This window comes from Paenibacillus sp. CB74 (assembly GCF_055687625.1).
This window is the reverse complement of record NZ_CM146009.1, coordinates 1773273-1788138: the sequence shown is the minus strand read 5'-3', so window position 1 is coordinate 1788138 and position 14866 is coordinate 1773273. Positions and strand designations below refer to the sequence as shown.

Below are 14866 nucleotides of genomic sequence, written 5' to 3'. Positions count from 1 at the left end.
CCTGTGTCCTATTCTGCAAACTTCAAAGATCGAATTGGCCGGTTTGTCATCTATGCCATTGTGATTATGCTGGCATTGATCTGCCTTCTTCCGTTATGGAATATCGTTGCCATATCATTCAGCAGCAGCGAGGCGGTATCTGCCAATGCAGTAGGTCTCGTTCCGGTCAATTTTACAACAGCCGCGTATACCAAAATTATCGATGATGCGCAGTTTTGGCGTTCCTTTGGCATATCTGTTCTACGTGTCGCACTTGCCCTTGTGCTTAATATGATTCTGATTATTTTGATGGCTTATCCGTTATCCAAATCGAAGAGGGAATTCAAAGGCAGAAACATATATATGAATATCATGATTTTTGCCATGTTGTTCAGTGGAGGTATGATTCCGACTTACCTGCTGATCAAAAACCTGGATATGCTGAATACGATCTGGGCACTCGTCCTGCCAGGTGCTGTTCCGATTTTCAGTGTCATCCTCGTGATGAACTTCTTCTCTGCTGTACCTAAAGCGCTTGAAGAAGCAGCATTCATCGATGGGGCCAATCCGCTGCAAGTCTTGTTCAAAGTGTATGTTCCTGTGTCCATTCCAGCGCTGGCAACAGTTGCCTTGTTCAGTATTGTGGGGACGTGGAATGACTTCTTCAGCGGTCTGATCTATATGACGAAAGTCAGCAATTATCCGCTAATGACCTATATTCAATCCCTTAACGTGAATATTGCCGATTTGCTTCAAGCCGGTACGAATTCCAGCGAGCTCAGCAACCTGACTGAGATTTCGAACAAAAACCTGAACGCAGCCAAAATCGTGGTCGCTGTTATCCCGCTGTTGCTGATTTATCCGTTACTGCAAAAATACTTTGTAACTGGCATTGTCGTCGGATCGGTCAAAGAATAACGTTAAGGAGGTTTAATGAACATGGAAAATAAAAAATGGTGGAAAGAAACCGTTGTGTATCAAATATATCCACGGAGCTTTCAAGATAGTAACGGAGATGGCATCGGCGACTTGAAGGGCATTGTATCCCGATTGGATTATTTGCAAGAACTCGGCATTGGTGCGATCTGGTTATCACCTGTGTGCAAGTCCCCTCAGGATGATTACGGTTATGATATTTCAGATTATCAGGATATCGATCCGATGTTTGGGTCTTTGGAAGATATGGAAACGTTAATTCTTGAGGCGAAGAAACGAGATATTCGGATCATCATGGATCTGGTGTTGAACCATACATCGGACGAACACCCATGGTTTCAAGAAGCTAAAAAAGGCAAAGACAATCCATACCATGACTACTACGTCTGGAGAGATGGTGTTGAAGGAACACCTCCGAACGACTTGGGGTCAACCTTCGGTGGTTCAGCTTGGGAATGGGTGCCTGAGATCGGGCAATATTATTTACATCTATTTTCCGTCAAACAGCCAGATCTCAACTGGGAAAACCCGAAAGTCCGGCAGGAGATATACAACATGATCAATTGGTGGATCGACAAGGGTGTTGGGGGTTTCCGACTTGACGTTATCGACTTAATTGGCAAAGAACCGGATGCAAAGATTACGGGCAACGGACCAAATTTGCATAAATATATCAGGGAACTAAGCAAGGAGACGTTCCAAAACGCGGAAGACCTTCTGACCGTAGGCGAGACATGGGGCGCCACTCCGGAAATCGCCAAACTGTACAGCAACCCGGACGGCAGCGAGTTTTCTATGGTCTTCCAATTTGAACACATCAGCTTGGATGAACAAGAAGGCAAAGGAAAGTGGGCTCTTAAACCTTTGGATGTGCTGGAATTGAAAAAAGTGCTGTCCAAATGGCAGACGGAGCTAGGGGGCGAAGCCTGGAACAGTTTGTTCTGGAACAACCACGATCTGCCCCGAATTGTCTCTCGTTGGGGGAACGATGGTAAATTCAGGATCGAATCGGCTAAAATGTTGGCTACCCTTCTTCATGGCATGCAAGGCACGCCTTATATTTATCAGGGTGAAGAATTGGGTATGACGAATGTACAATTTGCGATTGAGGATTATCGAGATATTGAATTGCTGAACTTTTATAAGGAAAGAATGGGGAGAGGTTATCCTGAAAGCAGCGTGATGGAGTCGATCTACGCCAAGGGCCGCGATAACGCACGAACACCTATGCAGTGGGATACTTCTGATAACGCAGGTTTTACACAAGGGGAACCTTGGATTAAGGTAAATCCGAATTATAAGCATATCCATGCCGAGCAAAGTTTGAATAACCCTGAATCCGTATTCCATTATTACCGGAAGTTAATTCAACTTAGAAAAGATCATGAAGTCATTGTATATGGTGATTATGAGCTGATCTTTCCAGAGAACCCAGAAGTGTTTGCCTATACCCGCACGTTGAATGGTACTACGATTCTGGTGGTGTGCAATTTCGAGGGCGATACAACCGAACTTTCTCTTCAGGAGCATTTAACAAAGTCCAATCAGCTTTTGATATCCAATTATACAGGTGAGCTCTCCGAGAGCATATTACGCCCATATGAAGCAAGAATGTACCTTATTCATAATTAAAGCATACTACGTAATATGTTATATAATTGTCAGTTCTCAAGAAAGAAGGATTATATTCAATGAAAAGAGTATGGTGGAAAGAAGCAGTAGCCTATCAAATCTATCCAAGAAGTTTTATGGATTCCAACGGAGATGGTGTTGGTGATATTCAGGGGATCATATCCAAGCTGGATTATATCCAAGATCTCGGTATTGATCTGATCTGGATCTGCCCAATGTATAAGTCACCCAACGATGATAATGGTTATGATATCAGTGATTATTGTTCCATTATGGATGAATTCGGCACGATGGCAGACTTTGACCAATTACTGCATGAAGTGCATCACCGTGGCATGAAACTTATTATGGACTTGGTGATTAATCATACAAGTGACGAACACCCGTGGTTTATTGAATCCAGAGCTTCGCTGGATAACCCCAAACGAGACTGGTACATCTGGAGAGATGGGAAGAACGGAGAGGAACCGAATAACTGGGAGAGCATCTTTGGCGGTTCTGCCTGGGAATATGATGAAGTCTCCGGACAGTACTATCTCCATCTGTTCTCCAAAAAACAACCGGATTTGAATTGGGCTAATAAAGATGTTCGTAAATCCATATATGAAATGATGAATTGGTGGCTGGATAAAGGGATTGATGGGTTCCGTGTGGATGCCATTAGCCATATTCACAAGGAAGAGGGCCTCTTGGACATGCCTGTTAAAGAAGGCTTCAAATACATCTCTTCTTTTGAAAAACATATGAATGTGAAGGGAATCCAGAGTTATCTGCAAGAAATGAAAGAGAATACATTGTCCAGATATGACGTCGTGGCTGTTGGGGAAGCGAACGGAGTAAAGGTAGAGGACCAGGAAGATCTGCTGGATTGGATCTGTGAAGTCAGAGGGAAATTTAATATGGTTTTCCAATTCGAACATCTAGACCTTTGGAAAAACAGTACGGACAGAGAACTGGATATCCCCAAATTGAAAAACGTCTTGACCAAGTGGCAGAAATCCCTGGAAAACGTCGGTTGGAATGCATTGTTTATTGAAAATCATGATCAGCCCCGCAAAGTTTCATCTTGGGGAAATGACAGTGCGTATTGGTATGAAAGTGCCACTGCGCTTGGTGCCATGTACTTCTTCATGCAAGGCACACCTTTCATATATCAAGGGCAAGAAATAGGCATGACCAACGTGGCTTACCCTTCCATAGAAGATTATAACGACATCGCCGATCGGAATATGTATCAGATTAAAAGTGAAGAGGGGATGTCTCATGAAGAGATTATGAACATCATCTGGGCTTCCAGTCGTGATAATTCCAGAACGCCGATGCAGTGGTCTTCGTCCAAAGAGGCCGGGTTTACTACCGGTACGCCATGGTTAAAAGTGAATAACAACTACGTCAATATTAATGTAGAGAAACAACTTCAGGAACCACGTTCCATCCTTCACTTTTATAAACGAATGATTCAGCTGCGAAAAAAACACGATACGTTGACTTACGGTATCTATGAACTTCTTATGCCGGATCATCCGAGTGTATATGCATATACACGTACACTGGCAGACCAACAGGTGCTGGTTGTCATCAATCTAACCGAACATATCGTGGAGCTTGAGGAAGATGAGCTTGGCCTCAACTTCTCGGAGATCTGGCTTACCAACTATGAGAGTGGCATGCTGCCACTGGTGTTGCGACCGTTCGAAACAATCGTTGGTTTAAGCGATAACGTATAAGCAGGAAACGTAAAAAGCGTCTATATCATGTTCTGAATGATATAGACGCTTTTTAATTGTTGTGTGGCGGGAGTATCGGAATTCGCCAATAATTAACCATTACATTGGTTAGCCACATGAAATTCAGCGGAGAAAGTTAGTTTTATTGATGGAGAACATCCGCATATTCGGAGATACGTTCGAAACGTCCCTTGGCAAAAGGGCATAAAGGTAAAATCTTAATACCATTTTCCCGCGCATATTCAACCATAGCTTTGATAAGTTCATCCCCAAGCCCTTGTCCCCGGTATGCATTTTCAACCAATGTGTGATCAATAATGTATAGTTCTGGACTTGAAATTACATACGTCATTACCGCAGCAATGTCGCCGTTATCATGAATAAGAAATCTCTTATTGGCAACTTCATGTTCTACATTATGCATGTTCATCCTCTTTCTTTGTTGAGTCTTCATCGTTCAGAAGCTTGTACGTCAATGCTCCGCTTGGACATGTGTCGATATGACGGGCAATGGCCTCCGAAGTCTCACCATCAGGATCAACCCAAGGACGCTTGCTCAAATCAAACACAGCAGGGAGGCCCTTTACGCAAATACCGGAATGAATGCAGACATCCGAATTAAACATGACCTCGATATCCTTACCGTAGTATACCTTTTGTTTACTCATAATTACTCACATCTTTCACGGTTGAGTTTTGTTTACATATCTATAGTTCAGTCTTACCTGGCAAGCAGTATTCTGCCTGACTTTCGATGTCCGAATTATAAATGAGGAATCCTTAATTAGTCAACGTGACAAAACTCCTATTACGTTGGGGGATTTGATTTAGTGACCTCAATCTGAAATTGATCGGAATAGGATTTGAGGTTGCCAGCAAGGCCAGCGAGCTGCCCGGAGATGTCCGACAGTTCACTCGCGGATCGCTGCTGCTCCACAGCACTGGCCGTGACTTCTTCAGCCATGGCTGAAGTTTCCTCGGTTGCAGACGCGATATAGCTCAGGTGCTGTTCCACCTCCTGTCGAATGGAATGCATATCCATCGTCCGGTTTTCCAAACGCTGAGCAAGCTCATGCACTTCAGTCGATAATTGGCTAACCTGTCGGAACGCCTGAAGGCAATCCGCGATCTGTGCTTCCTGTTCCTTGACCGCCACCATGTTCGCTTCAAAATGACTGCCCATCCGGTGGGTTTCTTGGACAAATGAACTCAGAATCACATCAATCTCCTGGATGGAACGTTCGGACTGTTGAGCAAGCAGTCCCATTTCACCAGCAACGACAGCAAAACCTTTACCTGCCTCACCAGCACGAGCTGCCTCGATTGAAGCATTTAGCGATAGGATCTGGGTTTGTTTCAGGATGTTGTGGATTTGTCCACTAATGGAGGATGCGAGTTCCGATTGAGTGGTTAGGGACCTGGAAATTTCCTGCTGATGCTCAACTCGCTTGGCATTCTCCCGGCCTTTCTCAAGCAGAACCTCATGTTCACGTGTAACTTGTACTTGTACGGCAGACAGCTGCTCTGAAGTATGAGTAAACTGTTGCACGTAAGAACCTACTTCATCCATAATTTTGCCGAGATTCTCCGAATGCTGGACGGAATGTTCGGTTTCTTCTGCCTGTTTCATGGAGCCTATAGCAATTTCCTCGATTGCTCTGGAGAGTTCTTCAGTCTGACGCTGATTCGTCTGAGCCGTTTCCGCAATATTGGCCGAGGACTGCTGCAGCGTATTCGAACCTTGTTGTATTCCCATCAGGATGTTTGTCAATTGGGCAACCATGACGTTAATCAGATCACTGATGTCACCGAGCTGATCGTTGGTCATATGTGTGGATACTACTTTGAGATTCCCATCCGCAACCTGTTCCAGACTTGACTTAATATCCCGTACTTGTCTGAGGATACCTCTTACCACCAATAACATCATGACCAGCGATAGAATCAATACAACCGCGAAAATCGGTATAATGGTTCGATAGGCATTATTCACGGAGATCGAGGAGACTTGATTCACCGCTCCAGCAGATATATCGATGCCCAAATAGCCAATAATCGCACCTTGTGAATCCTTGATTGGTGTAAAAGAGGACAGTAGCTGTCCCCAGGTTGGATCGTCTACAATACCTGTTGTCACGACTTCACCGCTTACTAAACGTTCCTGAATCTGGGGGTTGAATTCCATGGCAGTCCCGTATGGGCTATATTCCGTATCGTCCCAATCCGCTCCATCCACAGTGTAGATCCATCCGTCCGACGTTTTTTCATACATATAAACATATAAGGCTCCCGATTGAAGCCTAACTTTAACAAGTTCGTCTCTAAGACTTTTGTATTCGCTGCTCTCCTCTGAAGCAGTAGAGGATAATGTCTTGAGTAATTCAGATTCCTTGCCTAGTTGAGAGGCAGTATTCACTGCCAACTGTTGATTGTTATGCTGCATGGTCATTAGTGACGCATTTTTACTGGAATCGATCGTGGTCCACATGATTAGACCGCCCATGGTCAGTAGTGGAACCAGAATGATTAAATACAGCTTGAACCTTAAATCCATCTTTTTTTTGCGAGTCTGTCTCACGTTCTGCTCCCCCTTGGATGTAATAAAGCAATATGGTTTATTTGTATAACCCCATACTATTTATCGTAACATTGAAGAGGGAAATGAAGACTAAATCTAAATTTGTATATACATATAGGTTACAGGTGAGAAAACGGGAGCCATATTCATGTTAAGTTTTATTCAATTGAGGTGAACATATAGAAAGTATTCGAATCTGGGAGTGAGAGGAAGGGCTACAAATGGATTGTGCTTGGTGGTAAACAGTGTTACTCTAAAAGTCTGTGTTCGACAAATTATTTAATGATGATCACCAATTTAGGTATAAAGAAAGGTAACATGATGATAAAAGTTGATAACCTATCCTTCTCGTTCCCGCAAAAGGAACTATATCAAGACATTTCATTTACGCTTGAAGAGGCACAACATTGTGCTTTCATAGGAACAAGTGGCAGTGGGAAAAGTACACTGATCGATATATTGATGGATCCGGAAAGATATTTGTTCGATGGCAAGTTAGAGATAGACCCCGATTGCAAAATCGGGTATGTGAGTCAGTTCTCGCAAGTCGATAACACGAAAGAAATGACTGTTTTTGAATATATCGGAGAAGAATTCATCAAGATACAAGATGAAATCACAGCCCTTTATGCGGAAATGGCAACTACATCGGATATGGATTCGCTGATGGATAAAGTTCAATTGGCTTTGGATGCCTTCCAAGCCATGGACGGGGATAATTTCGAAAACACCATTAATAAACAGCTAAATCTGGCTAACCTCATGAAGCTAAAAGATCTTGATGTATCCGAATTAAGCGGCGGGGAATTCAAACTTATTCAAGTAATGAAGGAAATGCTGAATCGTCCAGACTTAATGATCATGGACGAACCCGATGTATTTTTAGACTTTGAAAACCTGAACGCACTTAAAAAATTGATTAATACCCACAAAGGTATGCTGCTCGTTGTTACGCACAATCGCTATCTATTAAATCATTGTTTCAATAAAATAATACACCTTGAAAACACGGAGATCCAAGAGTTTGATGGGCGATACATCGACTATAACTTCTCGCTGCTTCAGACGAAGATCGAGTTACAAGAAATTGCAGTTGCTGAAGCTGAAGAAATTGAGAGATACGATCACATCATTGACAATCTTAGAGAGATCGCCACTTATAATTCGGAAGCCTCGAGAGGCAGAGCGTTAAAAGCCAGAGTCAGGTTTCAAGAGCGCTTGGAAGCACGTCGAATTAAAGAGCCCTTTGTCGATATCAAGCAGCCGAATATCCGTTTTGGCATCGAAAAGGAAATAGAAGACACCGTTGTGGTTAACGTCAATAACTATAGCGTTTCCTTTGACGAGTTGCTTTTGGACCATGTGAACTTTGAGATCAAATCGACAGATAAAGTAGCCCTGATCGGTCCAAACGGTACCGGAAAAACGACCTTACTCCGTGAAATCTTCCAAAACAATCAGGATTCCATTGAAATAAATGCTGATGCTACAGTGGCTTATTTATCTCAGTTTCAAGGTGAAATGCTTAAGGATTCGAATACCATACTAAATGACTTTATTGATGCCGGTTTTCAAACGTATGATGAGATTAGATCGCATCTTGTGCACTATGGCATCGAAGGAGAAATCCTTGATCAGAAGATAGAGTCTTTATCTGGTGGAGAAAAAAACATGCTCCAATTGGCTAAAGTTGCTGCCAGTCAAGCGAGCGTATTGCTTCTTGACGAACCGACAAGCCATTTGGACATCTATAGCCAAATCGCATTGGAGAAAGCTATTGAGGACTACAAAGGTGCGATTCTAATGATTTCTCACGATTTCTATTCGGTTGTAAATGGTATGGATTATGTTTTGATTATCGAGGACAAGACGATTACTAAAATGAGTATTCAAGAATTTAGAGAGATGATATATACGAGTCATTTTAATGAAGACTATCTTGAAACGGAACAAAAGAAAAAGTCTGTTGAACTGAAAATCGAAATGGCTCTGAAAGATACTAATTTTGAACTTGCAAAAAGTCTGGTAGATGAGCTGGAAAAGCTGATTAAGTTGCTTTAGACAGCTAATTAGTTCATAAATTAAATCCCCCTGTATGCGGATTAATCCGTATACAGGGGGATTTCTTCTAGAAACAGCTAAACGAGCTAATTCGCTGCAGATCAATGCCGGTGTATAACCAGAAGAAGCCATTCCAGCGGAACCCAGCCACCGAATTTCTACCTACAAATACCGGGTACATCCAGAAGCCGGGACCACGATCCGGCCAAATATATGTGTAACGAAACAGACAGCCAGATATGGCTCTTGGATCAACTGCAAATAACGATGCGGGTTGCTGTGGAATGAATGATGGTGGCGGCCCGGTAGGTGCTTGCACGCCTTGTGGTCCACCGCCTCCACCACCGGGGAACGATGGCGGACCAGGCATTCCACCGGGTCCTCCTGGTCCCCCAGGTCCTCCGGGAAACCCAGGTCCACCAAACCCTCCGCCAGGTCCAAAAGGAGGTAAAAATGTCATATCACATCACTCCTGTTCATTAGTCTAATGTATTGTATGTAGGCCATTGAGCAGGGGAATGGGTGGGAGCCTATAGAAGGCCGCTAATTATAATGAAACGATCACAGCCGAAATGCTATTCCAGCAGTTCTAACTTTTAATAATATCTATAATTTGTTTTAGCGCCTTTTTGGCTTCAGGGATGGGGAATACCGGGAATACGTGATTCATTTTTGGATACTCGATATAATTGATATCTACAGATTGCCGGGCCGCTTTTTCTTTAAATTTACGTGCATCCGGAAGGAATAATTCATGGGTCCCGATAAACAGGGAGATTTTACCCAGATCTTTGATCTCGCCATGAAGCGGGCTGACCAGGTAGTGAGAGAGTGGCAGTTCACCTGCATATAATTTACCAGCTTCAACAAGCATGTCCCAGTTTAGCATGGGCTCATCATCAATCATTGCAATGACCTCGGGACTGCTCAATGTAATGTCAAGCCATGGGGATAACAGAATGATATCCTTGGGCTGAGGTAATCCTTGTTCTGCCAAATATTGCGCAAAGGCCAGCGTAAGGCCACCGCCCGCAGAATCACCCATGATGGTGATATTTTGCGGTTTGGTTATTTTCAAGATATGCTGATAGATGTTCAACACACATGCAATTGCATCCCTACACTGATAGTTTGGCGCTTTTGGATACACTGATGCATACACCGTACAATTTAATTGCTCCGTCAATTGATTCAGGAAATGCCAGTGCCATGTCAGTGGCTGCTCAACGTATCCTCCGCCAGGCAAATATAGAACAACCCGTTCATCAGATTGAGTGTTGGATTTCATAATATAAGTATCTACGGGGAGGCTCTGATCCTTGGTAATATTGTATTTGTGTTTAAGCTTCACAGGGACTTCATAGGGGACGCTATTACTCTTTCTACGTTCTTCCATAAATTCATGTACATTCATTTTTCTTTTCGTCATTTTGAGCAACAATTCTACAAGAAAACTTCGAATACTACGCATACTATCGACCTCCTTAGACAAATCATACTTGATTATAAGCATCAAATATATTTAATAATATTTTAGTATCCTAAACAATTAATTAAGGATAGGAAGAATGAGATGAATATTTCCCAGCTTCAATATCTAATATCTGCTGCACAATTCGGTTCATTTACCAAGGCAGCAAGTGTACATCATCTAACCGTGCCAACAATCAGCCAATCCATCAAACAGCTTGAAGAAGAGATGGATACCATCATTTTTCACCGCACCAAAAAGGGCGTTTCTCCGACAACAGAAGGGGAGTTGATCCTGAAACATGCAGCAGCTATTCTAAAAAATATAGACAGTATGCAGCAAGAATTGCTCATGTTAAAGGAAGATCATATGGAGAGCATTACGATTGCAACCATTCCCGGTTTTGTTCCGCAAGTCGTTCAGGCAACGTTAGAGCTAATGCAAAGTTATCCGGCGCTTAAGGTGCAGATGATTGAAGGAGATACTCAGACCGTCATGAAGCAAGTACAGGAAGGTTACGCGAACATGGGTTTATTATCCTACAGTAAAAGTCAACAAAATTCTACGTTTGAATGGTTCCCGATCGTTGAGGGCAGTGCTGTAATCATTATGAATACAAGCTCACCACTGCGTTTTTTCAAAATGATATCTCCAGAAACCTTGGAGAACGAAGTGTTTGTTCTATATAAAGATGAACATATCGAAAATATTGCCCATGATCTGATGTCTGCAAGTGCTGGCAATCGAATATCTCTAATTACGAATAACACTGATGCGTTGGGTCAGATGGTTGTTAAGGGCAATGCGATTACAATTGCTCCCGATTTTATCGTTAATGCTTTGGCCTCCACCTATAAGGAACAATTGGTCACGGTTCCAATCCAACAACTCGGCTCCGATAACAAACCCATACTGGGTAGAATTACAAAAGTGAATGAGCCAATCCCTATAATGGTTGAAGAATTTACAGCCAGACTTACGGATCTGGTTAATCATATTAGTCCCCAGATGAATTGAAGGACATACGGAGATATCGGCATCAACTTTTCTGTGCTTCTCACAGGAAAGTTGACTCACACCATAAAGTGATATACTTTTATATCAAATGATAATTTAAGTTTTTATATTTTCACAAAATACGAAGAGATTGGACGGATGCAGCTATGAAAATGCCTTCGAACATTAAATTAATGGTGGATAGCACTTCAGATTTATCAAAGCAACTGCTCGACCAGTACGATATCAGCGTTGTACCTTTATATGTCGTTATGGGCGCTCAATCCTACAAAGATAATATAGATATCATGACTGGAGAATTGTATCGTCGCTCAGATGAAGAAGGCATCATTCCCAAAACAGCAGCGCCATCTCCAGCCGATTTCATTCATTATTTTGAAAAATCACTCAAAGAAGGCAAACAAATCTTATATATCAGTATGTCATCCAAGGTGTCTTCCACTAACCAGAATGCACATATTGCAGCATCCGAGCTACCGCATGGGCAGGTTCATATCGTGGATTCCATGCATCTGTCTGCAAGCTATGCCATGCTGGTGGTACGTGCGGCAAGGGCACTTGAAGAGGGTTGTTCGCTTGAACAAGTGATCAAGGATATTGAGAATGTACGAGAGAAGGTTAATATTGAGGTATTCGTGGACCGTCTGGATTATCTGTATAAGGGTGGACGAGTGAGCAGTTTACAGCATTTGATCGGGAATGTCCTTAAAGTCCGTCCTGTGCTGAATATTATTCAGGGAGAAGTGCGCTCTATTCGGAAGTATCGCGGGAAAATGGAAAAGGCTCTGGACGGAGTTGTTCAAAAAATTGTTAGCCGTAAAGATGAGATTTGTCCAAACGTACTTATTATCGCTCAAACCTTTGCAGAGAAAATGACGGATAAACTGTATGCATCTCTGATGCAAACGAATCACTTTAAAGATATTATTCTTATTGAGGGCGGGTGTGTTATTGGCTCGCACACAGGTCCTGGTTCAATTGCTGTCAGTTATATCGATTTGTAAAACTCCATGTGACAGCTTTTTTCAGAATATCGGAGTAGAGATTAGCCAACCACCTAAGTGGTTGGTTTTTTTTATATTCAGAACCTTTATTCCAGAATTTAAGTGATATCTCCTATCTAGTGAAGTGTTGACAAAAACAAATGATCTTTGTATTATACCCATAGGGGTATACGTATTAATCTCCTGTTTATAACGGAGTGCAGAGCCATTTCTGAAGAAAAACATATCATTCGTTGCTCTGTTCTAATGCTTGTCTTATTCATAATCATATTGGAGGAGGTCGTTACAGTGTCCGAAATTAAAGTAGATCAAACCATTGATTGCAAGGGGCTTGCGTGTCCTATGCCGATCGTAAGAACGAAAAAGGCTATCGATCAACTTGATGCTGGTCAAGTTATTGAAATACAAGCTACAGATAAGGGTTCTCTCGCGGACATCCAAGGCTGGGCCAAAAATACAGGTCATCATTATCTGGGAACATTAGAGGATAATGACGTTCTTAAACATTATGTTCGCAAAGCGAGTGCGACCGAAACCAAAGAAGAGAAGAAACATCCATATGTCATTTCAACTGATGAATTACAGAAAAAACTTGCAGATCATGAGAAGGTGACTGTACTGGACGTACGTGAACCTGCTGAATATGCATTTAATCGAATTGCGGGAGCCATTTCTATTCCGCTTGGTGAACTCGAGAACCGAATCCAGGAGCTTAATCAGGAAGATGATATTTATGTTGTATGCCGAACCGGCAATCGTAGTGATCTGGCTTGTCAATTTCTTACCGAAAAAGGATTCAAAAAAGTAAATAATGTAGAGCCAGGCATGACTGGCTGGACAGGGCCAACAGAAAAATAAATAACAATTAAAAAATCGGAGGTAATAACAATGAGTACAAAAGTGGCTATTATTGCAAGCAATGGTGGGATGTTCGATGCATACAAAGTGTTTAATATTGCTACCGCTTCAGCAGCAACTGAAGCAGAGGTTGCCATTTTCTTCACATTTGAAGGATTAAACTTGATTCATAAGCAAGCCCATCACCAGCTGCCGCTCCCGGCAGGAGCTGAACATATTGCTGAAGGCTTTACAAATGCAAATGTTCCATCTATTCCACAGCTCGTAGAAATGGCTCAGGAGTTGGGAGTCAAAATTATAGCTTGTCAAATGACGATGGATGTAATGAACCTGACCAAAGAAGACTTTATCGATGGGATTGAGGTCGGCGGAGCAGTCACTTTTCTAGATTTTGCGAAGGATGCCAATGTTACATTGTCGTTCTAATGAGCTTGCAGGATGAAAGGGGAAACTAGCAATGGAATTAAGAACAATGACGGCAAAGGAACTAACTACTATTGTCTTGGCTAAAGAAGAAATATTTATCCTTGATGTTCGGAATGAAACAGATTTCAACGATTGGAAGATTGAAGGATACGGTGTAGATATCGTGAACATTCCTTATTTTGATCTGTTAGACGGCGTTGATGATGCACTCGACAAGATTCCTGATGGGAAAAAATTGCTTGTTGTTTGTGCAAAGGAAGGCTCTTCCAAATTTGTGGCAGAACAAATTGTTGAAGCTGGCAGAAGCAACGTCTATTACCTTGAAGGCGGCATGAAATCATGGAGTGAACATCTGGAACCCGTCAAAGTTGGCGAATTGAAGGATGGAGGTTCATTGTTTCAGTTCGTAAGAGTTGGGAAAGGCTGTTTGTCTTATATGGTTATTTCGGGGGGAGAAGCCGCAGTGATTGACACCCTGCGGATGACGGAAGTGTTTGAACAGTTTGCAAGAGAGCAAGGAGTACAAATTAAACACACACTGGATACACACCTGCATGCCGATCATATTTCAGGCGGACGAAAATTAGCTGAGCATACGGGTGCCACTTATTGGCTGCCTCCAAAAGATGCAACGGAAGTTACTTTTAATTATGAGAAGCTTGAAGAAGGGCGTGACATCAAGGTCGGCAGCACAACGATTCAAATTCAGCCCATTTACTCTCCCGGACACACCATCGGAAGCACATCCTTTATTATAGATAACCAATATCTGTTGACCGGCGATATCCTGTTCATTGAATCGATTGGTCGTCCTGATCTGGCGGGTCTTGCAGAGGATTGGGTAGGTGATCTTCGTGAAACACTTTATACACGATATAAAGTACTTTCTTCAGAGCTTATCGTCCTGCCTGCACACTTTGGAAAAGTAACGGAGCTCGGGGAAGGCGGCCGAGTTATGGCGAAACTTTCTGATTTGTATCAAAAAAATCCGGGCCTTAACATTGGTGATGAGCAAGATTTCCGTCGCACGGTGACCAAGAATCTTCCACCTCAACCGAATGCGTATCAGGAGATCCGGCAGACAAACATGGGTAAAATTACACCCGATGAAGATAAACAACGTGAGATGGAAATTGGTCCCAACCGCTGTGCCGTGCATGACAATTAAAAGGAGGAA

General features: G+C 42.6%; 14 protein-coding genes. 9 read left to right on the top strand and 5 right to left on the bottom strand.

Annotated elements, in window-relative coordinates; genetic code table 11:
• Positions 1-3: 3 nt before the first annotated feature.
• The 3 genes from ACX9NY_RS08125 to ACX9NY_RS08115 are packed head-to-tail and all read left to right on the top strand — an operon-like array spanning position 4 to position 4274.
• A complete protein-coding gene (locus ACX9NY_RS08125; protein ID WP_472478016.1) occupies positions 4-897 on the top strand; it encodes a carbohydrate ABC transporter permease in 894 nt (297 codons plus the stop codon).
• Positions 898-918: 21 nt separating this feature from the next.
• On the top strand, positions 919-2547 hold the full coding sequence (locus ACX9NY_RS08120) for a glycoside hydrolase family 13 protein (RefSeq protein ID WP_472478014.1): 1629 nt from the start codon (positions 919-921) through the stop codon (positions 2545-2547).
• Between the two features lie 59 nt (positions 2548-2606).
• Positions 2607-4274, top strand: a complete 1668-nt coding sequence (locus ACX9NY_RS08115; RefSeq protein WP_472478012.1) for a glycoside hydrolase family 13 protein — start codon at positions 2607-2609, stop codon at positions 4272-4274.
• A gap of 142 nt (positions 4275-4416) precedes the next feature.
• Here the strand turns inward: ACX9NY_RS08115 and ACX9NY_RS08110 are convergent, their stop codons facing one another.
• From ACX9NY_RS08110 to ACX9NY_RS08100, 3 genes are all read right to left on the bottom strand, one after another.
• Positions 4417-4698 (bottom strand): GNAT family N-acetyltransferase, encoded by a 282-nt coding sequence (locus tag ACX9NY_RS08110; RefSeq protein WP_339255320.1) that lies wholly within the window; start codon positions 4696-4698, stop codon positions 4417-4419.
• On the bottom strand, positions 4691-4942 hold the full coding sequence (locus ACX9NY_RS08105; protein WP_339255322.1) for a (4Fe-4S)-binding protein: 252 nt from the start codon (positions 4940-4942) through the stop codon (positions 4691-4693). Before ACX9NY_RS08105 ends, ACX9NY_RS08110 begins: the two co-directional genes overlap by 8 nt.
• A gap of 140 nt (positions 4943-5082) precedes the next feature.
• Positions 5083-6852: a methyl-accepting chemotaxis protein gene (locus ACX9NY_RS08100; RefSeq protein ID WP_339255323.1), complete on the bottom strand. Its 1770-nt coding sequence runs from the start codon at positions 6850-6852 to the stop codon at positions 5083-5085.
• Positions 6853-7173: 321 nt separating this feature from the next.
• On the opposite strand from ACX9NY_RS08100, the gene ACX9NY_RS08095 reads away from it, so the two are divergent.
• The gene (locus ACX9NY_RS08095; protein WP_339261440.1) at positions 7174-8913 is read left to right on the top strand and encodes an ATP-binding cassette domain-containing protein; all 1740 of its coding nucleotides are present in this window, start codon (positions 7174-7176) and stop codon (positions 8911-8913) included.
• Between the two features lie 67 nt (positions 8914-8980).
• Here ACX9NY_RS08095 and ACX9NY_RS08090 read toward each other — a convergent pair whose 3' ends face one another.
• Positions 8981-9373 carry a collagen-like protein gene (locus ACX9NY_RS08090; RefSeq protein WP_339233633.1) on the bottom strand — a complete coding sequence of 131 codons (393 nt, stop codon included), beginning with the start codon at positions 9371-9373 and terminating at the stop codon, positions 8981-8983.
• Positions 9374-9502: 129 nt separating this feature from the next.
• Positions 9503-10384: an alpha/beta hydrolase gene (locus tag ACX9NY_RS08085; RefSeq protein ID WP_339233634.1), complete on the bottom strand. Its 882-nt coding sequence runs from the start codon at positions 10382-10384 to the stop codon at positions 9503-9505.
• Between the two features lie 102 nt (positions 10385-10486).
• On the opposite strand from ACX9NY_RS08085, the gene ACX9NY_RS08080 reads away from it, so the two are divergent.
• The 5 genes from ACX9NY_RS08080 to ACX9NY_RS08060 all read left to right on the top strand — a co-directional run bounded on the left by ACX9NY_RS08080 (position 10487) and on the right by ACX9NY_RS08060 (position 14857).
• On the top strand, positions 10487-11401 hold the full coding sequence (locus ACX9NY_RS08080; RefSeq protein ID WP_339233636.1) for a LysR family transcriptional regulator: 915 nt from the start codon (positions 10487-10489) through the stop codon (positions 11399-11401).
• Positions 11402-11547: 146 nt separating this feature from the next.
• Positions 11548-12405 (top strand): DegV family protein, encoded by an 858-nt coding sequence (locus ACX9NY_RS08075; RefSeq protein WP_339233639.1) that lies wholly within the window; start codon positions 11548-11550, stop codon positions 12403-12405.
• A 288-nt stretch (positions 12406-12693) separates the two neighbouring features.
• Positions 12694-13263, top strand: coding sequence for a sulfurtransferase TusA family protein (locus ACX9NY_RS08070; RefSeq protein ID WP_445252739.1), 570 nt, complete (start codon positions 12694-12696; stop codon positions 13261-13263).
• 30 nt (positions 13264-13293) lie between these two features.
• Positions 13294-13689: a DsrE/DsrF/DrsH-like family protein gene (locus ACX9NY_RS08065; protein ID WP_339233646.1), complete on the top strand. Its 396-nt coding sequence runs from the start codon at positions 13294-13296 to the stop codon at positions 13687-13689.
• Between the two features lie 31 nt (positions 13690-13720).
• Positions 13721-14857 (top strand): MBL fold metallo-hydrolase, encoded by a 1137-nt coding sequence (locus ACX9NY_RS08060; protein WP_339233648.1) that lies wholly within the window; start codon positions 13721-13723, stop codon positions 14855-14857.
• Positions 14858-14866 lie beyond the last annotated feature (9 nt).